Source organism: Pedobacter sp. GQ55 (assembly GCF_059758925.1).
In genome coordinates this window covers 212,759-235,288 of the sequence record NZ_JCAXEI010000001.1, presented here as the reverse complement: position 1 = coordinate 235,288, position 22,530 = coordinate 212,759, and the positions used below count along the sequence as shown (strand labels likewise).

At 38.5% G+C, this 22,530-nt stretch carries 21 protein-coding genes; 6 read left to right on the top strand and 15 right to left on the bottom strand.

Annotation, left to right across the window (positions count from 1 at the left end):
• Nucleotides 1-26: 26 nt before the first annotated feature.
• The 4 genes from AC6CH7_RS00940 to AC6CH7_RS00925 are packed head-to-tail and all read right to left on the bottom strand — an operon-like array spanning nucleotide 27 to nucleotide 3,040.
• Nucleotides 27-647, bottom strand: a complete 621-nt coding sequence (locus tag AC6CH7_RS00940; RefSeq protein WP_498260886.1) for an RDD family protein — start codon at nucleotides 645-647, stop codon at nucleotides 27-29.
• A 41-nt stretch (nucleotides 648-688) separates the two neighbouring features.
• Nucleotides 689-1,621 (bottom strand): toast rack family protein, encoded by a 933-nt coding sequence (locus AC6CH7_RS00935; RefSeq protein WP_498260885.1) that lies wholly within the window; start codon nucleotides 1,619-1,621, stop codon nucleotides 689-691.
• Nucleotide 1,622: 1 nt separating this feature from the next.
• Nucleotides 1,623-2,330, bottom strand: a complete 708-nt coding sequence (locus tag AC6CH7_RS00930) for a PspC domain-containing protein (protein WP_172661002.1) — start codon at nucleotides 2,328-2,330, stop codon at nucleotides 1,623-1,625.
• A 20-nt stretch (nucleotides 2,331-2,350) separates the two neighbouring features.
• Complete coding sequence (locus tag AC6CH7_RS00925) at nucleotides 2,351-3,040, bottom strand: SDR family oxidoreductase (protein WP_498260884.1); 690 nt, start codon at nucleotides 3,038-3,040, stop codon at nucleotides 2,351-2,353.
• A gap of 160 nt (nucleotides 3,041-3,200) precedes the next feature.
• On the opposite strand from AC6CH7_RS00925, the gene AC6CH7_RS00920 reads away from it, so the two are divergent.
• From AC6CH7_RS00920 to AC6CH7_RS00910, 3 genes are read left to right on the top strand one after another with little or no spacing between them, the layout of a single operon-like run.
• Nucleotides 3,201-3,935 carry an MlaE family ABC transporter permease gene (locus tag AC6CH7_RS00920; RefSeq protein ID WP_172661004.1) on the top strand — a complete coding sequence of 245 codons (735 nt, stop codon included), beginning with the start codon at nucleotides 3,201-3,203 and terminating at the stop codon, nucleotides 3,933-3,935.
• A complete protein-coding gene (locus AC6CH7_RS00915) occupies nucleotides 3,932-4,684 on the top strand; it encodes an ABC transporter ATP-binding protein (protein ID WP_498260883.1) in 753 nt (250 codons plus the stop codon). The genes AC6CH7_RS00920 and AC6CH7_RS00915 overlap by 4 nt, the downstream gene beginning before the upstream one ends.
• Nucleotides 4,685-4,693: 9 nt before the next feature.
• Nucleotides 4,694-5,578 (top strand): RsmD family RNA methyltransferase, encoded by an 885-nt coding sequence (locus AC6CH7_RS00910; protein ID WP_498260882.1) that lies wholly within the window; start codon nucleotides 4,694-4,696, stop codon nucleotides 5,576-5,578.
• A gap of 94 nt (nucleotides 5,579-5,672) precedes the next feature.
• On the opposite strand, the gene AC6CH7_RS00905 is transcribed toward AC6CH7_RS00910, so the two are convergent.
• From AC6CH7_RS00905 to AC6CH7_RS00880, 6 genes are all read right to left on the bottom strand, one after another.
• Entirely contained in the window at nucleotides 5,673-6,701 is a 1,029-nt protein-coding gene (locus AC6CH7_RS00905) for a hemin-degrading factor (RefSeq protein ID WP_498260881.1), read from the bottom strand.
• Nucleotides 6,702-6,762: 61 nt separating this feature from the next.
• Nucleotides 6,763-7,545: a heme ABC transporter ATP-binding protein gene (locus AC6CH7_RS00900; RefSeq protein WP_498260880.1), complete on the bottom strand. Its 783-nt coding sequence runs from the start codon at nucleotides 7,543-7,545 to the stop codon at nucleotides 6,763-6,765.
• Nucleotides 7,546-8,592 (bottom strand): FecCD family ABC transporter permease, encoded by a 1,047-nt coding sequence (locus AC6CH7_RS00895; RefSeq protein WP_498260879.1) that lies wholly within the window; start codon nucleotides 8,590-8,592, stop codon nucleotides 7,546-7,548.
• An 11-nt stretch (nucleotides 8,593-8,603) separates the two neighbouring features.
• Nucleotides 8,604-9,473: a heme/hemin ABC transporter substrate-binding protein gene (locus AC6CH7_RS00890; protein WP_498260878.1), complete on the bottom strand. Its 870-nt coding sequence runs from the start codon at nucleotides 9,471-9,473 to the stop codon at nucleotides 8,604-8,606.
• Between the two features lie 71 nt (nucleotides 9,474-9,544).
• The gene (locus tag AC6CH7_RS00885) at nucleotides 9,545-10,627 is read right to left on the bottom strand and encodes an HmuY family protein (RefSeq protein WP_498260877.1); all 1,083 of its coding nucleotides are present in this window, start codon (nucleotides 10,625-10,627) and stop codon (nucleotides 9,545-9,547) included.
• A 30-nt stretch (nucleotides 10,628-10,657) separates the two neighbouring features.
• Nucleotides 10,658-12,751, bottom strand: a complete 2,094-nt coding sequence (locus AC6CH7_RS00880; protein WP_498260876.1) for a TonB-dependent receptor plug domain-containing protein — start codon at nucleotides 12,749-12,751, stop codon at nucleotides 10,658-10,660.
• A gap of 209 nt (nucleotides 12,752-12,960) precedes the next feature.
• Between AC6CH7_RS00880 and AC6CH7_RS00875 the strand changes: the two genes are divergently transcribed.
• On the top strand, nucleotides 12,961-14,004 hold the full coding sequence (locus AC6CH7_RS00875) for a hypothetical protein (protein ID WP_498260875.1): 1,044 nt from the start codon (nucleotides 12,961-12,963) through the stop codon (nucleotides 14,002-14,004).
• A gap of 237 nt (nucleotides 14,005-14,241) precedes the next feature.
• On the opposite strand, the gene AC6CH7_RS00870 is transcribed toward AC6CH7_RS00875, so the two are convergent.
• Nucleotides 14,242-14,718, bottom strand: coding sequence for a DUF6702 family protein (locus AC6CH7_RS00870; RefSeq protein WP_498260874.1), 477 nt, complete (start codon nucleotides 14,716-14,718; stop codon nucleotides 14,242-14,244).
• 70 nt (nucleotides 14,719-14,788) lie between these two features.
• Here AC6CH7_RS00870 and AC6CH7_RS00865 point away from each other — a divergent pair, with 70 nt between their 5' ends.
• Together AC6CH7_RS00865 and AC6CH7_RS00860 are read left to right on the top strand one after the other, a co-directional pair.
• Nucleotides 14,789-15,376, top strand: coding sequence for a HupE/UreJ family protein (locus AC6CH7_RS00865; RefSeq protein ID WP_498260873.1), 588 nt, complete (start codon nucleotides 14,789-14,791; stop codon nucleotides 15,374-15,376).
• A gap of 4 nt (nucleotides 15,377-15,380) precedes the next feature.
• Nucleotides 15,381-17,696 (top strand): M1 family metallopeptidase, encoded by a 2,316-nt coding sequence (locus tag AC6CH7_RS00860; protein ID WP_498260872.1) that lies wholly within the window; start codon nucleotides 15,381-15,383, stop codon nucleotides 17,694-17,696.
• A 54-nt stretch (nucleotides 17,697-17,750) separates the two neighbouring features.
• Here the strand turns inward: AC6CH7_RS00860 and AC6CH7_RS00855 are convergent, their stop codons facing one another.
• The 4 genes from AC6CH7_RS00855 to AC6CH7_RS00840 form a co-directional block, all read right to left on the bottom strand.
• Complete coding sequence (locus AC6CH7_RS00855) at nucleotides 17,751-18,188, bottom strand: tail fiber domain-containing protein (protein WP_498260871.1); 438 nt, start codon at nucleotides 18,186-18,188, stop codon at nucleotides 17,751-17,753.
• Nucleotides 18,189-18,238: 50 nt separating this feature from the next.
• Complete coding sequence (locus AC6CH7_RS00850; RefSeq protein ID WP_498260870.1) at nucleotides 18,239-18,538, bottom strand: hypothetical protein; 300 nt, start codon at nucleotides 18,536-18,538, stop codon at nucleotides 18,239-18,241.
• A gap of 137 nt (nucleotides 18,539-18,675) precedes the next feature.
• A complete protein-coding gene (locus tag AC6CH7_RS00845; protein WP_498260869.1) occupies nucleotides 18,676-21,729 on the bottom strand; it encodes a DNA gyrase/topoisomerase IV subunit A in 3,054 nt (1,017 codons plus the stop codon).
• A 149-nt stretch (nucleotides 21,730-21,878) separates the two neighbouring features.
• The gene (locus tag AC6CH7_RS00840; RefSeq protein ID WP_498260868.1) at nucleotides 21,879-22,367 is read right to left on the bottom strand and encodes a cytidine deaminase; all 489 of its coding nucleotides are present in this window, start codon (nucleotides 22,365-22,367) and stop codon (nucleotides 21,879-21,881) included.
• Nucleotides 22,368-22,530 lie beyond the last annotated feature (163 nt).

The window sequence follows — 22,530 nt, the reverse complement described above, 5'->3', positions numbered from 1 at the left end:
ATAAAGATTATGTTTATAACTGTATGTCAGATCAACCTGTCTTTTATAACCAGTGTATCGGCAACCACATCATGAAAGCACTGTTGCTTTTTATTCAGAAAGCTATATAAGTAGCCCAAAAAGAAAGGAGCTACAGACAATATTTTAGCGGCATTTCGGCCATAGGCATTATTTAAACTGATTCTGTTTCCGCCCAGATCGGTAACTTTAATATTAATTAACCGCTTACCAATGGTAGCCTGTTTATCAGACGCTTCGGCAACGCTGCTATAAATAAATTTCGCAATAGAAATGAGGGGCAATCCTGCCAGCGAGACCATTATCCGCTGTGTCTTTTCTTCCACAAAGATGAAACTGATTAATACCAGCAGTACATACGCCAGTGTTAAGAAAAAATAGTCTATAACAGAGGCCAGCAAACGCTGATCAAAGGAAGCAAAGTATTGTGGAGCTGTTTTCTGAAAGGTAAAACCAAGAAGCTCACGCAGTTCTGATAACTCGTGAGCTTCTTTATAATCGTCCATCCCAGGCTTCCTGATAAAAGTTCCGGGAAGGATATTTAGTGACTTTAATTGTTCTAATTGATATGGGCCTTCAGGCTTTCCGTTTATGACAACGGTATATTCAATTTCATTCTTACTTTCCATTCTAAGAGTTAGCTTGTCGCAATTTAAGCGCGACAAATCGATTAATAACGATTTACCTCAAAGCTACTCAATCCTCCATCTAAATTGATAAATATCTTTTTAGCTGACGCTTTATAATTCGGTGTTTCGTAGGTGCCATCTTCTAATTTGGTAAAACCTGTAAAATCTTTTGATGAAAGTCCGGTTTTGGTTTTAATCCTGCACCCTGAATTTGATGGAATCTTAATTTTAACATCTGCTACGCCTGTTTTTACATTTACATCTGTAATAGGCAGCAAATCTCCGATCCTAATATCAAGTGCAGCGGCACCACCATCAAAGTTGAAAGCGCGCACTTTGTATTGTGAAAGATCAAAATTCACTTCCCCGGCCCCCATATTCATGTGGATTTCCCAGGTAGGCTTAACGTTTAATTTCATTTTAACGTCGTTCCCACCATCACCCATGTTCCATTTTGAATTGCCTTTCATTTTAAAATTCACTGTAGTGATACTATCAGTGTTTTCTGTTTGTAATGAAAAGGTTCCTCCTCTTTTTTGTACATCTGCAGTAATTAAACTATCTGTAGGTCCTTTCAGGTCGAAAGATGTTCCGCCGCCGGAAACATTCAAAACAGTTTTAGTAGAGACAGAATCGATAAAAGGATGAGAGAAACTTAGGTGTTCAGTGTCGTTGTTATCAAAATCTACACTGTCCTCAATGTTTATATCGGCCCATCTTTTACTCTCAGGGGCTTGCTGACCTTTGTAAAACAATACGCCTAAGGTTACAACAAGAATCGCGATAGATACTATTCCACCTATCTGTGATTTATTCCTGTTAAAAAGAATATTTACACCTGCGATGATTAAAAATATTGGCCAGAAACGCCAAACATTGCGCCAGTAAAAATCAATTATATGAAAATTTTCTAAAAGGAGTACCCCACCTATAAAAAGCAGTACTATACCCCACATTATTCTATCCAGTTTCATCTTATATATCTTTTTTGGTGAATCTATCGTCTATATTACTTTCGCCAGTATTTGAATTCCCCGGTATATCTGTTGGTGTAGGCGCAGGGTTTACAGGATCAGTTGTTTGTCCTTCCTGAGGATTTTGTTTCTTCCACTCTTCCCAGGCATCCTTTCTTTTAGATTTAAGAATAAAGCTTACTCCTATTGCAACAAATACCAGTGGCCATAACTTGCCTATACTAAACCAGAAAGGGATGATATTAAACTCGTTCATCAGAAAATACAGACCTATAACCAGCAAAAACAATCCCCCTACGGTTCGTCCCGTATCACTTTTCTGATAGGGCTTAAATTCAGGTTGTTTCGGCTCAGTTGTAAAACCTGCATCACTTACTGTAGATGAAGTCCATGCTTGCGATTGCGATGGATTTGATGTTTCCGGATTTTGATACGGCTGCGAAAATGCATTTGGTGAGTTAAAAGGGTTATTTTGTGGCCCTTTATAAAACTCATTAAATTTTGAAAATCTTTTTGTCGGGTCGTTATTTACAGGTACTACAATCCACATGATGATATACACCAAAATCCCTGTTCCAACTAAAAAGATGGTTGAGAGTACGAACAATAATCTGATTATCGTCACATCCACCTCCATGTACTCCGCAACTCCAGATGATACACCTGCAATTACTTTCTCATGCTCATTTCTAAATAATCTCTTGTCCATAATATATTTCCTCCTATATTTTAAAACTGTATCGGCTTTATAGTTATCTCATCAACATTTACGCCACTGCTTAAATTTAAAATGGTGTATATGGTATTCGCAATATCTTCTGGTTGTACAAAACGATCAGCCGGGATCTCTGTTCCCTCCCACGATGATGTTAGTGTTGAACCTGGCAATACAGCTGTTACCTTAACGTTGTATTTTGATAATTCCTCCCTAAATACACTATTAAGACTTAGCAATGCTGCTTTAGTTACACTATAGCTACCTGCATTTTCTGCATTTTGTTTACTAGCTACTGAACATATGTTAAAAATGTGGCCTGATTGCTGTGTGCGCATCATTTTACCAAAAAACTTTGACAGGTAGTAAGCTGCATTAAGGTTCAGATTTATTTGCTTTTCAAGCTGATCATCAGTCTCATCAAGTATAGATCCCTGTAAAAACATGCCCGCATTATTCACTAAAACATCAACCTTGGGCATTTCGTTTTTTACGGCATTACAAAATGCATATACATCTTCTTTAATGCTACAATCTGCCTGATAAGTAAATATCTTAACCCCTGTATGCTTTAACTCTTCTGCAAAACTATCCAGTTCAGTCTTATTTCTTGCACACACTGCTAAATCATATCCGCTCTCAGCAAGTTTTATTGCGATGGCCTTTCCAATGCCCTTAGTAGCGCCGGTAATAATTGCATTCATTATTTAAACATCTTTATTTAACACAATAATACAAAAAAGCACCGCACGGCAAAACATTAATAGCCAAAGATTGGTTAGAAAAAGGGATTACAACGATTTCAACTTTTTATTGTTTCTTTGTAATAATATTGCATAAATACTATAGCTAATTTTTCATTGAATGAATTTCACCAATTTTGGCAGGTACCTACTTTTATTGAAAGCGGTATTTAGAAAGCCCGAAAAGTTTAAAATATACTTGAAGGCCATCTTTAAACAAATGGATTTTGTAGGGGTAGGTTCTCTAGGGCTGATTGCCATTATTTCTACTTTCATAGGAGCAGTAATGACATTACAGATTGCTTTCCAGCTAGTTAGTGACTTTATTCCTAAAACCATTATTGGTTCTGTAAATAGAGATTCAAGTATTCTTGAGCTTAGTCCTACCATTACCGCTATTGTTTTAGCTGGTAAAATTGGATCTGCAATTTCCTCTGAAATTGGTACAATGCGTGTTAGCGAGCAGATTGATGCACTTGAGATTATGGGAATCAACTCTCCCGGTTATCTTATCCTGCCAAAAATCATTGCTGGAATTACCATGGTTCCTTTATTGGTAATTATGTCTATGTTCCTAAGCATTACCGGTGGATACATTGGCGGCACTTTATCTGGTGCTGTTTCTCCTGCCGAATACATTCAGGGCATCACTACTGATTTTAATCCTTATACCATTGTTGTTGCCCTTGTAAAGGCTTTCGTATTTGGTTTTATCATCACTTCGGTTCCTGCATACGAAGGTTTTTATGTAAAAGGCGGTGCACTTGAGGTAGCCCAGGCAAGTACAAGAGCTGTTGTTGTTAGCTGTATTACCATATTGGCATGTGATTACATTGTAACCCAGTTATTATTATGATCGAGATTAAGGACATACACAAATCATTTGGCAGCAACAAAGTACTACAGGGAATTTCCGGTAAGTTTGAAGCTGGTGTAACCAACCTGATCATTGGAGGCTCCGGTTCAGGTAAAACCACACTACTTAAATGTATGATTGGCCTGCACCATCCTGAAGAGGGAATTGTAGAATACGATGGTCGTGAGTTTACTTCCATGAACTTTGAAGAAAAGATAGAAATCAGAAAAGAGATAGGTATGCTGTTTCAAGGTTCAGCGCTATTTGATTCGATGACTGTTGAAGAGAACATCATGTTCCCCTTAAATATGTTTACCGATCAGGATCGTAAAGAAAAGCTGGAGCGTGTAAATTTCTGTTTGGAACGGGTAAACCTTGAAGGGAAAAACAAACTTTATCCTGCGGAGCTTTCCGGTGGTATGAAAAAACGTGTGGGTATTGCCCGCGCTATTGCCATGAACCCAAAGTATTTGTTTGTTGATGAGCCCAACTCTGGGCTTGATCCTAAAACTTCGATTGTAATTGATGAGCTGATTAAAGAACTTACTGAAGAATACAACACTACAACCATAGTTGTGACTCATGATATGAACTCTGTAATGGGTATTGGCGACTATATTCTTTTCTTGCACGAAGGCAAGAAATTCTGGGAAGGCTCTAATAAAGAAATTGCCCATACTGAAATTCAAGAACTAAATGATTTCGTTTTTGCAAGCCGGTTTATGAAGGCAGCAAAAGGAAAGTTTTAATATATAATTATGATAAGCCTGCTAACACCCACGCATTGGAAAGATTATGAGCTGATTGATTGTGGTGATTTTGAAAAATTAGAACGTTTTGGTAACCTGGTACTATCCAGACCTGAGCCCCAAGCGGTATGGAAAAAGACCCTGTCTGAACAGGACTGGAAGAAACAAACACATATCAAATTTAAAGGTCGCTCTGCTACTTCCGGAGAATGGGTTAAAAACTCTGCTCATTTACCAGATCGCTGGAATGTTGAGTACAAAAATGATGATGTAAGTATTAACCTCCGCTTAGGATTAACCTCATTTAAACATGTTGGCGTTTTCCCTGAACAGGCTGTAAACTGGGACTATATCTCTTCATCAATAAAGAAATTTAAAACGCCAAGTCCTAAAGTATTAAACTTATTTGCTTATACCGGTGCTGCATCGTTAATTGCGAAAGCTGCCGGAGCAGACACTACTCACGTTGATTCTATTAAACAAGTGGTAAACTGGGCTAATGAAAACCAGGAACTTTCCAAGCTTAAAGATGTGCGATGGGTAGTTGAAGACGCCTTAAAGTTTGTAAAAAGAGAGCTTAAACGCGGTAAAAAATATAACGGAATTATCTTAGACCCTCCTGCTTTTGGCCATGGCCCAAATGGCGAGAAATGGAAACTGGAAGACCATATTCAGGAGATGATGCAGGATGTTGTTCAGTTGCTTGATGAGCAAGAACACTTTTTGATTTTAAACACTTACTCTTTAGGTTTTTCTTCTGTTATTGTAGAGAATCTGATTAAAACTTCGTTCCCTCAGGTAAAAAACCTTGAAACAGGAGAATTGTATTTGCAGGCAACTTCGGGTATTAAATTACCATTAGGAGTTTTTGGTAAGTTCAATACTTTCAAATAAGTATTAAAAACAAACAAGGCGTCGGGACCTAAACCGACGCCTTTAAACACACTTAAACCCAGTAACACCTTACTGCTTAAGTTTCTTTTGCTGTTTATGCAATTACAGCTAATTCATTTGCGATCACTCTCCAATTCTCATTTTCAGGAATACCAGGTTTCCGTTTTCCAAAAAACTGAACAATGATGTTTCCTTCTTTATCAAACACTTCGATACTGGTTACAATACCATCATCTGTTGGCTTTTTAACTAACCATACGTTGGCAACTCCATCTTCACGAAGGTGCATGTTAAATTCAGGGTCAAGGACGTTAAACCACGGACCTGTTTGAACAAGTTTCTTTACAAGGCCAGTATGAATCTGGATACAGCCTGCATTTGAGGTAAAAACCATTATTTCCAGATCAGTTTCTGATGCTCTGGTTAAAATTGCTTTCAAAGAATCGGTTGTAATTTGTGTAGCAAGGCCTTCAGGTGCTAAACGCAAACCCTGTGTACGACTTAAGCCATGAGTTCTTAATAAACCATGAAAATCGTGTGTATCCTTAAGCGCCAGCCATTCCTTTTTAAATGTTTCAACATCAACTTCCTGATCTGGTTTTTCTACTACGGCAACTTTCTCGGTAATTATTTCCAGGGCAGCATGCTGATCTCCGGCAGTGTATTTTTCAACCAATACATCATAAGCGTCAACATTGCTCGTATCGGTTAAGTAGATTTTGTGTATCGCCCCTCCATCCTTGCCAAAAAACTGGAGACTTTTACGGTCATTCTCATTAACAGCAAATACCGATTTCCAAGCGCTCATAAACAACCTCAAATCGATATCAGGATTTACTGCCAACCCCATCATTCCTTTAAAAGATACTTTCTTATAGATTCCTTTACGTTCATGAACACAAAAGTCATTGCGTGTTAAAGCCATTACATAACCTAAGCTCTCAACTTCTTTTAATATTTCCTGGAACTGGTCCTGCAAACGGATAGCTGTTGAATTTACGGTTGTTGCAATTAATTCAGCTTCGCTGGTACCAAGTTGTCTTGCTGCATCTCTGATACGGACTTTTGGGTTTTCTGTTTTAAATGCTTCCCACTGGCTTTTTAAATCTAATATCTTTTCCATTTTATCCTGTTTTAATTAATTCGTTCTATTTAAATTGAGGTGTATTCATGATACACCTTTTTTAGCTTACACTAGTAGCTGGTATAACCAGCGGACAATTATAATCTTCGCACGCCATTAGCTTTACTTTAATACTAAAAGTCTCATGAATATTATCACAATTGATCACTTCAATAGGCATCCCTTCGGCTACTTTTTTACCATTTTTCAGCATCAATATTCTATCTGCAAAGCGAGAAGCATAGTTGATATCATGCAAAATACAGATCACGCAATACCCTCTGTCGGCCAGTTTACGTGCCAACACCATGATCTGCTGCTGAAACTGAATATCAAGACCGTTTGTAGGCTCATCCAATAACAAACAAGCATTCGGGCTGTCGTAAACCTGTGCAATAACCCTCGCCAATTGAACCCTTTGCTGTTCACCACCTGAAAGCGTATTGTAATCGCGGCCTGACAAATGACTTATTCCTGTGTCCTGCATCACTCTTCTTACCACCGAAAAATCGTTGGCAGCTGGTTTCTGATCAAAATGTGGATACCTTCCCATCATTACCAGTTCATCAACAACAAAAGAAACTGAAATCGTATTGTGCTGAGAAAGCACAGCTCTTGACTTTGCCAGGTCTTCGAGCCTGTAATTCATCAGCTCTTTTCCCTTAATAAAAACCTTACCTGCCGATGGCCTTATCTCTCTGCAAAGCAATTTCATTAAAGTACTTTTACCGGCACCATTAGCACCTAAAATAGCCAGCATTTCGCCGGAGTGAGCCTCAAAGCTCAACCCATCTACCAGTTTTCTGTTTCCTACTTTATAGGTAAGTTCTTCTACTCGGATCATCTATAGGTTGTTTTTATTTTTCTCAGAGATAATAATATATATAAACACGGGCACGCCAATCATTGCAGTTAATATGCCTATTGGAAGTTCCGCCGGAGCAACTATTGTTCTTGCAATAAGATCGGCCCCGGTTAATAAAGCCCCACCAAGCAATGCTGATCCCGGAATTACCAGTCTATGATCAGCAGTAAATGTCATCCTTATTATATGTGGAATAATTAAACCGATAAATCCAATAATTCCAGCCATAGCAACAGAAGCACCCACAGCCATGGTGGCCAGGATAATGATCATCCGTTTAACTACTTTAACATTTACACCCATATGCAAAGCCTGGGGCTCTCCAAGGGCCAATGCATTTAAAGATTTGGCAAAGAAAGGAAGCGTAATAATAGGTATTAAAACAAAGGGTAACAAAGCACTCACAGTTTGCCAGCTAGCACCGCCTAAACTCCCAAGGTTCCAAAAAGTAATGTTTCTTAATTGTGCATCGGTAGCCATGTACGTCATTAATCCAATAAACGAATTTGCCAATGCATTAATTGCCAATCCGGCCAGTAATAAAGTTGTGATAACCGTTTTACCATTCTTCATCGCTATGCGATAAACAATCATTGTAGTGATACCAGCACCGATAAATGCGGCAATGGATAAGGCGTAAAAGCTTAATGTGCCTGTAAGGTTTTTAAAGATATTAACCTCAAGCACGATCATAATTACCGCAAACAATGTGGCACCCGATGATATTCCTATTAAACCAGGTTCTGCAAGGGGATTGCGAAACAAACCCTGAATAGCAGCTCCTGAAACGCCCAATGCAGCGCCAATAAGACTACCCAGCAATACTCTTGGCAAACGAAGATTAAAAAACACAGATTCCTGTTGCGAAGTAAAATACTGATGATCGGATAATCTTGTATGGTAACTTATGATAGACAACAGTTCAGAAAAACTGATCTCCACGGCACCAATGCAAGAAGAAACCACCATGGTTACCACCAGAACTACCGCAAGCAGTACAATAATATATCCTGTTTTTTTAATCACCCCTATTTTCTCTATTTAACCGCGTCGTTGATTTTACCAGACAGTTCTGTTATTGCCTTGCCTAAACGCAAACCAAAACCGGTTAGCAAAGCCCCATCCATAGTGATGAACTTCTTGTTTTTACCTGCATTTGTTTGCGCTATACCCTGAACTGTTTCCAAACCTTGCGCACCGCCTACACTTTGCAAGCCATCATCAAACAACAAGATGACATCGGGGTTGGCTTTAACAAGTGCTTCGGAGGTTAAAGGCTTATACTCGGAAAATCCAGTTACCGCATTTTGTGCTCCGGCTAATTCAATCACTTTATCTACTTGTGTACCTAAGCCGCCAACCATCATTGTTCCGGTACCGCGGGCATAAATAAACAGTACTTTAGCTTTTTTTGTATTGGTTATTTGTTTCTGAGCAGAGGCTACTTCTGTATCAAATACCTTAATTAAGGAATCTGCCTTGGCCTGCTGCAATAAGCTATCGCCAACAGAGCGGATTAAGTTCTTAGCCCCATCTATTGAGAATTCTTGCTTAAACAATAATAATTTAATGCCCGCGGTTTTAAACTGAGCGGCAAGCTGGGGAGATACTTCTTTGTCAATGGCAACAACGATATTAGGTTGAAGCGACAAAACGCCCTCAACATTGATCTTACTACTGTGACCTACTTTAGGCTTGCTTTTTAAGCTTTCAGGGTAACTGCTTGTTATATCCGTTGCTACAATGTTTTTTTCCAAACCCAGTCCGGCAACTATTTCACTTACAGTTCCATTTAACGAAACAATTTTCACACTATCAGGCAATTGCCTGCCTGTGTTATTTTCCGCAGTGTTTCTGCATGCACTAAACATGGCAGCAGCTACGATCAGCAATACTATTTTTTTCATAATAAATGTTTAAAAAGAGGAGCTTTCGGGGGGCCGAAAGCATCCTCATCTAACCAAACTAAACCAAACTTTTATCCTTTTTTAACGAGTTTATATTCTACTACAGGCTTGCCGCGCACCCCACCGTCGCTTGCATGAAAACTGTTAAATTTCAATTTATATATGTTCCCGGCACCATCTTTTACAATGTAAAACGAATCAGTTTTTACGCCTACTGCGGTACCGGTTGTATTTCTCCATTTATCGCCAATTGCATCTCTGTTTGCACTGAAGGTTAAAGCATTAAGGTTTGACTCAGAAAAATCAGCGTAACTTACTACCGAGGTTTTAACTTGAGCGACCTGAACACCATTAAGACTATTGCTAAAAACGATATCAGAAAAGCTATATGGAAAAATACCATCCGCATTTGCACCATAATACATGGTCCAGGTCCATACCAGGTCCCAGTTGGCTTTTACAGGCTCTACATCTGCGGTTTTCCCATCAGTAAGAGAGAAAAAGCTATAATTAGAATTTGCATCCTTACCAATATCGACAGATTTAAAAGTAGTTTCCTTTAGCTTCGCATATTGCAAGGTATATCCGTTGGCCTTACGAAGAACCCTTACTTTGTAAACAGTCTCTGCGCTTATTACTGAGCTATGACTACCCCCAACCGGACTAACAATGTATACCTTATTTTCCGAGTCTGTTGCCGAGATGGTTTCAATTGCTGTTTTATTAAGGATGCTGGTTTCTCTAGGATCATCAAATTTCTTGAATTCAATTTCAGCCTTAGCTCCTGTCTCACCAAGCGCAATTGTTAAATCAGACAGGTTAAAATCTGCTTCAGTTACGGCATTTAAATCTGTCTTATCTAATTTCTTTGCAGATGCCCCGGAAGTTCCATTCAGAACAACTTTAAAATCATTACCAGAATAAAAACCTAAAGCCCAGCTGTTACGAAACACTGCTGTTTGTTGGGCCCCACTTAAATCTACATAAACGCTGTTTGCAGCGCTACTACCTGCTTCGGCACCAGCTATTCCATTTAGGGTTAATGTTGTCCCATCCGATACCGGAACCTCCACTATTGGATCATCATCTTTACTGCAAGAAGTAAAGACTGTAGCAAAACACAATAGGGCAACGAGTTTAGTAATTCTGTTCATGATTTTATACGTGTTATAATAGTTAATAATCTAATTCTTGTTCCAGTTAAAACTTAACCCTACTACATATGAGCGTCCATAATTCAATGGAACAGGGCCACCCGTTGAGTGTGCCGAACCAGTTGCAACCGACGTGCTGCTAATGGTAGTTACATCGAACAAATTTTTAACTCCTGCATTCAGATTAAGAGATTTAAATATTTTTTTATTGATCATCAGGTCGGCAGTGCTGTAAGAACCTGTTTTTTCAAGACTAACCTGATCAATTCCACTAACCGTACTTAGTTGATAAAAAGGTCTCCTTCCCGAAAACTTATACGCCAGATTTACAGTTGTGCCAATTGTGGAAAAGGTGTAAGTGATGTTGCTGTTCACCTCAGGAGTCCACGCAAATTCATCAGATTCACCAGGCTTCGGAGCATCGGCTACAAACCGGTTATTAATACCGATATAGGAAAGCCCCAGCGAAACCTGAAAATCATTACGCGTTAAGGTGTTTTCAAAAGTCCCTCCAATTGTTTTATAGCGAGAGACATTTATAAGGGTGGTAATTGTAGGGTCAGCAGCAGAAAGACCAAAATCTATTCTGTTTCTGAAAGTATTATAAAAGCCACTCACAACGGAGCGGAAATCAGTATTTTCATTATGTGACCTGGTAAAAGTCAGCGATCCGGTAAAACTATGTGACTTTTCTGCTTTAAGGTTTTCGTTTCCTAAAATAGAATGGCTGGCATCAAAGAAATCGTAGTACAGTTCGCGTAAGGCAGGCGAGCGGAAACCACTTGCATAACCCAGGCGCAAATCAAGATCTTTATTTAAGCTGAATTTTGTATTAAGCGATGGGATTACCGGAGGGGCGTCGTAAACTGAGTTTTTTATAAAGCGGGCACCTGGTCTTATGGTTATCCCATTTGTAACCTTCCACTCAGAAGATATAAAGAAAGCATAATCATTAATAGAAGGATCTCCCTTAATTCTTGCCCCACTTGAACCATCCAGATTAATCTCTATACCAGGTTGAAAAGACCACTGATCGGATAATCTATACTGAGTTGTTGCACGAACCGATGTGGATTGGAATTTAGAGACATCCTGCTCGCCGGCACCGGTAGACAATTCTTCCTTTCCTGTAGAATAGTCGTGCAACACACTTCTGGTAGCACGCTTTAAGTTGGCATAACCAAGTATTCCGCTAAGCTGTAATTTATCAGTTAGCTTATAGTCGCCCTGTATTTGCTGGGTGTACCTGTTGGTGATGTATTTTTGATTAACAGATTTAAAAATGTTTGGGTTATAGCCGCCCTTGCTTAAAATAGCCTCATCAGCATAATCTATTCGGTACCATACATTTAATTTATCGCTATTATAACCCAGACGGCCATTTCCCAACCATTGTTCTTTAGGTTTCCACCTATTAATATCAGCAGCGATCTGTGCTGCAGTTGCCAAAGCAGGTGCACTGTTAAAACCATTAAAATCGTTATGTGTTACACCGCCAAGAGCACTCCATCCCTTATTTTGCCAACTTGCACCTACGTGTTGCAAGTGCGAACCTTTTTTTCTGAGCGCGGAATATTCATCTCCTACTGTTTCTTCTTGCACCCTAGCATTGAGGCTTAATGTTTCTTTAACTGCTCTTTTTGTAATGATATTAATTACACCTGCCAGTGCGTCGGTACCATAAGAAACCGAAAGTGGTCCTTCTGCTATCTCTATGCGCTCAATGGAGTTGATGTCTATTTGATTTAAACTTTCTCTGGTGTCTCCCCTGTCTATCATAGGCACACCATCTAAAAGGATCTTAACGTTTCTGCCCGACATGCCCATTAACATCACATCGCTTGTACCTAGCGCCATGTCATTAGAAAACCTGAAGCCTAACTCTGTATTTAATACTTGCTGAATGTTTGTGGCAGCACGCAAGCGAATACGCTCTGAATTAATGATACGCGTTCTGTAAACTGAATTTTTTAATGATTGAGGTTGATATTCGCCCGTAACTACAACTTCCTTTAGAGAATTAGCTGCCGTGTCGCTTTCCAATTTCCTACCCGCACCTTTATCTTGTGCATGTGTTGTTGAAACGATAAAAAATACAGCCATTAATAGTAACCCAATTCTCATTAAACGATCTATTTAGAATAATTTTAAATAACGTCACAAGTATAAGAACTTATTTAGACTAATTACAAATAATAAATAGAAAAATTTCAATTAACCCTGATAACCAGCTTTTTTATTACTGTGTATAGTGGTATACTTGTAAAAAATTTTATTGTCGGCTAGGAACTGACATTTACATCTTATCTTACCATAAAAAACAAGTATAAAAAATGAAATTATCTCATCTAGCAGGGATGCTTTTAGTCGGAATGGCTTCAATCGGTGTATTTATAAGCTGCACCTCGGACGTTAAAAAGGCCAATGGCCAAACAAAAGATGCTCCTGGAGATTCGACAGCAACCGAAACAAAAGAAGATTTGCGGGGACCGATTGACACTGCAAAGTATGATGCAATTATGGCAAAGTTAGCCAATGGGGATACTACAGGTAAATGGCCGGTTAAAAAACAACCCTACCCACTTGCAGGTGCTATACTCCCATTTAAACGCATTGTTGTTTATTATGGAAATTTGCACTCTAAAAAAATGGGTGCCCTAGGAGAATATGCTCCAAAGGAGATGTGGAAAAGATTGGATGCTGAAGTTAAACATTGGGAAAAAGTTGATCCTAGTACCCCAGTGCAACAAGGTTTACATTACATTGCTGCTGTAGCAAGTGGTACTCCAGGCAGAGATGGGAAATACATTAACCGTATGGCCAACTCACAGATTGACTCGGTATTGAGTATTGCTAAAATGCGTCCTAATACTATCGTATTTTTAGATTTACAGGTAGCACTTAGCAACATTAAGGCTGAGTTGCCGCATATAGAAAAATACTTACAATTGCCATTTGTGCATTTAGGCATAGACCCTGAGTTTTCTATGAAAGATGGTTCGCTGCCAGGTAAGAGAATCGGAACTTATGACGCTGCTGATATCAACTATGTTTCTCAGTACCTAACTAATCTTGTAAAGAAATACAATTTGCCTCCAAAAGTATTCGTGGTTCACCGTTTTACAAAAAAGATGGTTACCAATTCTCAAAATATAAAACTTCGTCCGGAAGTTCAAATTGTAATGCATATGGATGGATGGGGTGAGCCAGAACTTAAAAAAGGGACTTACCGTCACTTTATTTTCTCTGAGCCTGTTCAGTTTACCGGTTTCAAATTGTTCTACAAAAATGATTTGAAAAAAGCCCCTAAGCGCTTAATGACTCCTGAGGAATTGATGAAACTGAAACCTGTTCCGGTTTACATTCAATACCAGTAAACGATATAAAGACTTAAAAAAGAGGGTACCGAAAAAGTCCTTTACAAAAATGGGGCAGTGCACAAATCGTGAACTGCCCCATTTTCTTTAAGTTGTAAGCTGCTTTCCTAACTAAAATTTTCTACAGCCAAATCTAAGGATGTCAAATTCAATTATTCCATACCTTTATTTATCTCACTTATTTTCGACCCACGCTTTCAGTACCCTCCATTTTAAATCCTCCTTTTTTATTCGGCATTAATAAGAAAAAGCTACTGACTTTTCCGGGTTATCAAGTTTCGTACTTTTTCGCTTTCCATTAACTGTAACATGAATCATATTGATCTGCGAATCATGCTGTTCAAACAGTATGTCGTTTTGAATATCTAGTTTTTGTATGCTTTCTATTTTTTCGCTTTCAAAATAGCACCATGTGGCATCCTCTTCAATTTGATATCCCTGGTATTTTAGGATAAGCGATTTATTATTAGCCTTAATCTGCAGGTGGCTTTTAATGTAATCGGAAATGAGCCTGTCCACCAGTTTACGATCTTTAGGCTTCAAAATGTTGATATTTGTTTTATAACGTTTATCCAAAGCACTTTCAAAATCATCAAAAAATACACGCACACTTACCTGCACAGTTTTTGTTTTTTGATTATGATCTATCTCGGTGACGCTAACGTAAAACGGATGAAAAATATTTAACCAAAAAAATAAAATAAGTTGTAACATTTTGTATAGGTAGATATAAAACAGAATATTTCTTGCTATTCTGTATTCAAAATTACAACTTTAAACTATAATGCAAGATTTCAATCTCTATTTTGATCTTGGCTGGCACCATATTTTAGACTGGAAAGGCTACGATCATATACTTTTCTTACTTGCTCTTTGTGGTATATATACCGTCTCCGATTGGAAAAGAGTACTAATTTTGGTTACCGCATTTACCGTTGGCCACAGCATAACTTTAGCCCTAAGTGTGTTAAATGTTTTGCATGTAAACACCGCACTTATAGAATTTTTAATTCCGGTTACAATTATGATAACTGCATTAGCCAACATCTTCAATAAAAAACCCAAGCCTAAGGCTATAAGACTAAAATATACATTAGCGCTCATCTTTGGATTAATACATGGCATGGGCTTCTCTAATTACTTAAAAAGTCTGCTTGGCAAAACGACCAACATCGTTGTTGAGTTATTTGCCTTTAACCTTGGATTGGAATTTGGGCAGATACTAATTGTTTTCGGTGTGCTCATACTTTCATTTATCCTTATCATGATGGTAAAAATTAAGCGATGGGACTGGAATTTCTTCCTTTCATCCGCTATATTTGGTATATCATTTATAATGGCCGCCGAGCGGTTACCTGCAATCCTTAACTAACCTAATGAAGAAACTGTCACTTCTAACTGCTGTATTGTTTTTTAATGTCTGCATATACGCACAATCATTAAATAATCCGGGTTCAAACCACGGTAATAAGTTTGAACAACTGGGCACAATGCTTTCCGATCCGAACTATTACCGCTCTGCATCTGGCGCACCCGGGCCCGCATATTGGCAGCAAAGGGCAGATTATGAGATTAATGCTGAACTGGATGAAAAGAACCTTCGTTTAAATGGATCTGAAATGATCACTTATTATAATAATTCGCCAGATCCTTTAAGTTATTTATGGGTCCAGCTTGATGAGAATCAAAATAAAGCTACAAGCGATAATAAGCTTACACAAACCAGCAAAATAAAAGAGAAGATGACATTAGATGACTTCTCTGATATTATTGGCCGCAATGATGATCTTGGTGTTAAGATCATTAAAATTACCGATGAGAAGGGCACTCCTCTTCCCTACGTGATTAACAATACGATGTTACGGATTGATTTGCCTATGGTACTTAAACCTAAGGAAAAGTATAAGTTAAAAATAACATGGAATTACAACATCTCTGATCGTAAGACTGTCCATGGAAGAGGTGGCTATGAGTATTTCCCTCAGGACAACAATTATTTATTTACCATTACACAATGGTTTCCGCGTATGGCTGTCTATTCTGATTTCCAGGGATGGCAAAACAAGCAATTTGAAGGTAGAGGAGAGTTTGCGCTGGTTTTTGGGAACTATAAGGTAAACATGACTGTTCCGGCTGACCACATTGTTGGTGCAACGGGCGAATGCCAGAACTATCCGCAGGTTTTAAGCGCAAGCAGCTTAAAGAGATGGAATGAAGCACAAACAGCCAAAGCCCCTCTGGAAATTATAAGCCTTAGTGAAGCAAAATCCGCTATTACAAAAAAGGCCACCAGGAAAAAGACATGGACTTATGTGGCTGAAAATGTAAGGGATTTTGCATGGGTATCTTCAAGAAGGTTGGTTTGGGATGCTATGGCAACTTATATCGACGGAAAAAAAACAATGGCCATGTCGTATTATGGCCCCGAAGCTTACCCAATATACAGCCGGTATTCGACCAAGGCGGTAGCGCATACTTTAAAATCGTATTCTAAACACACCATTCCTTATCCATATCCTGTTGCAATATCTGTTGAAGCCTCTAATGCAATGGAATATCCTATGATTTGCTTTAATCATGGCCGTGCAGAAAAAGATGGGTCATACACAGAGTCACTTAAATATGGTGTAATCAGCGTAATTATCCACGAAGTAGGCCATAATTTTTTTCCTATGATTGTAAACTCCGACGAAAGGCAATGGACCTGGATGGATGAGGGTTTAAATACTTTTTGCCAGTTTATGGCAGAGCAGGAATGGGACAATAATTATCCGTCTCAACGAGGACCAGCGCATAAGATTGTAGACTACATGAAAATGCCGAAAGATCAGTTGGAGCCGATTATGACTAATTCCGAGAACATCGTAAACTTTGGTCCTAATGCTTACGCTAAACCGGCTACAGCGCTAAATATTTTAAGAGAAACCATAATGGGCAGAGAGCTTTTTGATTATTCTTTTAAAGAGTATGCCAAGCGATGGGCATTTAAACACCCTACTCCTGCCGATTTGTTCAGAACAATGGAAGATGCTTCGGCAGTAGATCTTGACTGGTTTTGGAGAGGCTGGTTCTTTAGCACGGACCCTGTAGATATTTCATTGAATGAGCTCCGTTATTATCGCATGAACAGCATGAAACAGGCTGTTGAAAATGCAGAAAGCAAAAAAGCATACGACAAAGACAACAAATACCTGAGCAGAGAACGCAATAAGGCTGAGGGCGTAAAGTTTGCAATTGAGCAAGACACGAGCTTGCTTGATTTTTACAATAAGTTTGATCGCTTTGAAGTCAGTAAAACTGCCGATGAGCAATTTCAAAACTATTATAACTCGTTAGGTACAGAAGAGAAAAAAATCTATGAGAGCAAAAAGAACTTTTACGAACTCGAATTCTCGAACCTGGGTGGTTTAGTGATGCCATTGATCATTGAATGGACATTTAAGGATGGCAGTAAGGAAACTGATAGAATTCCTGCCTATGTATGGAGAAAGAATGAGAACAAGATAACCAAAGTTTTTGCTAAGGATAAGGAAGTTGTTTCAGTGCAATTAGACCCAAATAGAGAAACTGCCGATATTGATGAGAGCAATAACTCGTGGCCAAGAAAAAATCAGTCTACCAGGTTTGAATTGTTTAAGGAGCAGCAGATGCCCGCAACAAACCCAATGCAGCAATCTAAAAAACAGAACTAATTAAAAAGCCATCATTTCGATGGCTTTTTCAAAGATACTAAAACAAAAAACTATCTATTTAGACTTCTCTTTCAAGAGGTTTAATTCTTTTTTAAGCAGATCAATTTCTGCCTGCTGCTCTTTAATAGCCGCCACAAGTACAGGGATCAGATTTTCTGATTGTACTTCACTATATCTTGCTACTTTTGAATTGTTCTTGCCCTGGTTATATATTTTAGTAGCCTCATAAACCATAGCAGGGTATTCTGACTGTACATTACTGGCAAGGAAACCGTATTGCTCGCCGGCCGGTAATTTAAGATGTTTGTACTTTTGTACATCGTATTTAAAAGTTACGGGTTGCAGGTTTTTTAAGTGTTCAGTAGAATTAGAAATCTTATCTACGTTTACTTTTAACTCTTGCTCTTCAATTTTTTGTGCATTTACTGACAATGCAGTTGCACTTAATAAAATGCCTAATACGGCACCTTTTGATACTAAGGGATATCTCATAAAATAAAGTTATTGTCTAATATTGAATCTTAATTGTAGTGTATTTACAATCAGATTTCAGGAGGGGGGTATGGTAGTGAAATAACTGAGGTGACCGTACGCGATACAAAGCAATAATTAACCTTTTTTGAGGTTAAAGTATGCGCCAGTTCTACAATAGGCTGATGAATAAAAACATCGTCGGTAAGTTCCAGATTTTTTAATTCTTTTTCTTCTTCCGAATTCTCGGTGTCTTGATCGTTATGATGGATGGATACGGTTTGTGTATGGTCGGTTACAGTAAATATCGAGACATGCTTTACCAGCAAAAAAGAAAGTAAAATAAGAATGCCCGTCAATTTTTTCAACATAAAGCTAAGTAGTATCTATCTTTTAATTGTGATGTGTAATCTGACAAATATATTTATCTAAATCAAAATCCGGCAATGATTAGCCAGAAAATGACAAAAATTTAATGATCAAAATAACGAAGATCAGGACATTAGGACTAAAACAAGCCTAACTGCCCCTTGTCGTCAATTTCTATATCGTCGGGATTAGTGATCTCAAACTTAATTTCTTTTGCCGGAATGTCCTTCTCATCCTTCTTTGTCTCTGGGTTTTCTTTAGCCTCAGGTTTTTCTTTAGCCTCAGGTTTTGGCTTAGCTTTAGGCTCTTCCTTAACTTCAGGCTTCGCCTTTGATTCTTTTTCTGGTGCTTTAGGTGCTCCCCATGCTTTTTTTGGTTTTCCTTCGGTCACTTCCTCAGTTGGCTTTTCTTCAACCTTTTCTACAGGTTCTTCTTTTGCTACAGGTTTTGGTTCCTTAGCAATAACAAAAGGTTTTTTCTCAACAGGCGATGCTTCCTCCTGTTCAACTTCAGGTTCTTCTGACACAGCTTGCGGCTCTTCCGGGTCGACATGACTTGCCTCTACGTCCTGGATATTTTCCTCTTGCTCAACTGTAGTTACCTCGTCTGTCGTGTCAGTAGTTTCTCCTTCAGCTTGCTCTTCATTAGAGGAAGTATCCGGAATACTAACCTTACTTTCCAGAACTAATTCTGGTTCTTCATGATTAGAAATACTCACATTTTTTACGTCATGTTGAGTGATCCTGTTTCCGTTAGCCTTTATACCCTTTACATCAATAAACTCTGCTAACACAATTTCTAATGTCTCAGGAATTTGTGTTTTACCTTTAAGCACATCAATGGTTAACACCGCTTCTGGGTTGCTGGTCAGGTAAAGGAATCTCGAACCATTCTCTTCACTAATCAGATTGCCTTTTTTACCTACTGCAATTGATTCAAATACAAATCTCTTAATGAAATAGTTTTTAGCTTTCCCCTCGTATTGCACAACAGTAAATGGTTTTTCGGGATCAAATTTCTGGATCAGTATCAGATCGGCATCAAAGTGATTGCTCAATTCGAATGTACTCAGCTCATACCATCCCTCTTTATGAACCTGCAATATTTTATCGTCACCATCGAATTCACCAAGGTATTTACCTCGCCCATCAACATTAAGTCTTCTAAGCAAGTCATCATACCATATCTTAAGACCAGAAAGTGTTGATACCCCTTTTGTTTTTAACAAGATCTTTTTGATCGGATATTTAGATACAATATTACCTTGAGAGGCACGTCCTTTGATCGCTATTTCAGCATAATCAAGGTCAAATTGAAGCTTTTTAAGTTTAGTGTGCGGTTTTAACTGAACCGTAATCACTTCAGCTTCTCCATTTGGATTGGCTGTAAAATACAATACTTTAGAACCTTTACTTCCTTTGGTAAGGTCGTATTCCTTATCACGGGTTACCCCAACTACGGCGAAACGTTTAATGTACGAAACGCCACTGGATCCATCTTTATAGACCATGTTATAGATGGTCCGTTCATCGCCTTTTTTAAACACCTGCGCATGCAGAATTCCTTTACCAACAAAGGTTTTATCTGCTACTTTGGTGATGATACATTTACCATCTTCTCTAAAAACGATGATTTCATCAATATCAGAACAATCTGCAACAAATTCATCTTTACGCAAACCAGTACCAACAAAACCATCTTCACGGTTCAGGTATAGTTTTACATTGGCTAAAGCAACCTTGGATGCCTCTACCCTATCGAATAAACGGATCTCCGTTTTACGTTCCTTACCCTTACCATACTTATCTTTAAGTTTCTGGAACCAGGCAATGGTATAATCTGTTAGGTGACGAAGGTGATTTTTTACAACTTTGATCTCATCGGCTAAAGCTTTCATCTGATCATCCGCCTTTTTAACGTCAAAACGGGTAATGCTACTCATTGGTTTATCAATAAGTTTTTTGAAATCTTCGGGCTGAATTTCTCTGTACAAATCGGGCTTAAATGGCTCGAATAAAAGATTCAATACCTCAACAACTGTTTCAAAATTACCAGAATTCTCATAGTCGGCATTTTTGTACATACCTTCCTGAATAAAGATCTTTAGTAATGAGCTAAAGAATATTCTTTCCTGCAATTCATGCAACTTAATTTCCAGCTCCTGTTTTAACAGGTTCTTGGTATTATGGGTATTCTCTATGAGGATATCATTAACACTCAAAAACTGAGGTTTATCATCCTTAATAACACAAGTATTTGGAGAAATAGAAACCTCGCATGAAGTGAAAGCATACAAGGCATCAATGGTTACATCGGGTGAGATACCAGGAGCAAGATGGATGACAATCTCCACATGTTGTGCCGTATTGTCTTCAATTTTCTTGATCTTGATTTTACCCTTGTCGTTAGCAGATAACACACTATCGATTACAGAACCTGTTGTTGTGCTGTATGGTATTTCAGTTATTACGAGTGTTTTCTTATCTTTTTCTGTAATTTTTGCCCTAACCCTAATTTTACCTCCGCGCATACCTTCGTTATACGCTGAGAAATCGGCCATGCCACCGGTAAAGAAATCAGGAAGGATATTTGGCCTGGTTCCTTTTAACGATTCAATAGATGCATCAATAAGTTCCAGAAAATTATGAGGCATAACCTTGGTGGCCAAACCTACCGCAATACCTTCTGCTCCCTGGGCTAGTAGCAAAGGAAATTTAACAGGCAAAGTAATAGGTTCGTTGTTACGACCATCATAACTCAATTGCCAAACGGTAGTATCTGGATTAAACACTACTTCGTTTGCAAATTTAGACAAACGCGCTTCGATATAACGGGCCGCAGCGGCACTGTCGCCAGTTACCGGATCACCCCAGTTACCCTGGCAATCTATCAACAGTTCCTTTTGGCCAATTTGCACCATCGCATCGCCAATAGAAGCATCCCCATGCGGGTGATATTTCATGGTATTTCCGATAACGTTGGCCGCCTTATTAAAACGCCCATCATCCATCTCTCTTAAAGAGTGCATAATGCGTCGCTGAACCGGTTTTAAACCATCGTTGATGTGTGGAACCGCGCGATCAAGAATTACGTAAGAGGCATAATCGAGGAACCAGTTCTCATAAAGCCCGTTGATAGGGATTACAGTATGTGTACTTTCTTCGTTTATGTTGTTTTCTGTTTCGTCGCTCATCAAAAAAGGATTGGATTTTGTAAATATAAGGGTTGGAATGAAATATTAAGAACAGAAGTTTTTAACAGTTCTTGGTTAATAACCTATCTTTTTCGGGTTAATGGACTAGATTTTCATCATTTTTGGGCATTATTTTATGAATTGATGTTTTATCTTTCCAATCGCTCTTCAACAAACACAAAAGGCAATAGGTTCTTAATCCCTTTTACTTTTATTATTTCTCCACCGACACAGTAAAAAAGCACTTCAATTTCCTGCTTTTGTTTCTGTTCAAATTCGGCCATTACCTGCAAGCATGCACCGCATGATGTTACCGGTTTCTGAATAACAAAGTTATTGCTTTTTGCAGTAATTGCCATAGCCTGGACAGCCGCTTCGGGGTAAGCAGCCCCAACTGTAAATAGTGCAACGCGCTCTGCACAAAGTCCCGAGGGATAGGCCACATTTTCCTGGTTACTACCAAGAACCACCTGCTCATTGCTTAATTTTAAAGCTGCCCCAACCTTAAAGTTTGAATAAGGTGAGTATGATGATTTCAATGCCTCTTCGGCCTTTAAACATAATTCCTGATCTGATGCGCTTAGCTCATTTAAGGACTTAAAAGTTTGATAGCTAACAACAAAATTTTTCTGATCCATATTTAAACATACATAATTTTCTAACAATAGATTAACAACAATTTTATCCCTTGATTTAAACAATTTAATTATTTAGATTGTAGATACAAGTAAGAAGTCTAATTTTGACGCCGGTGGCATGGTTTTAGTACCGGAATCATAGATTTAAAACCCTATTAAACGC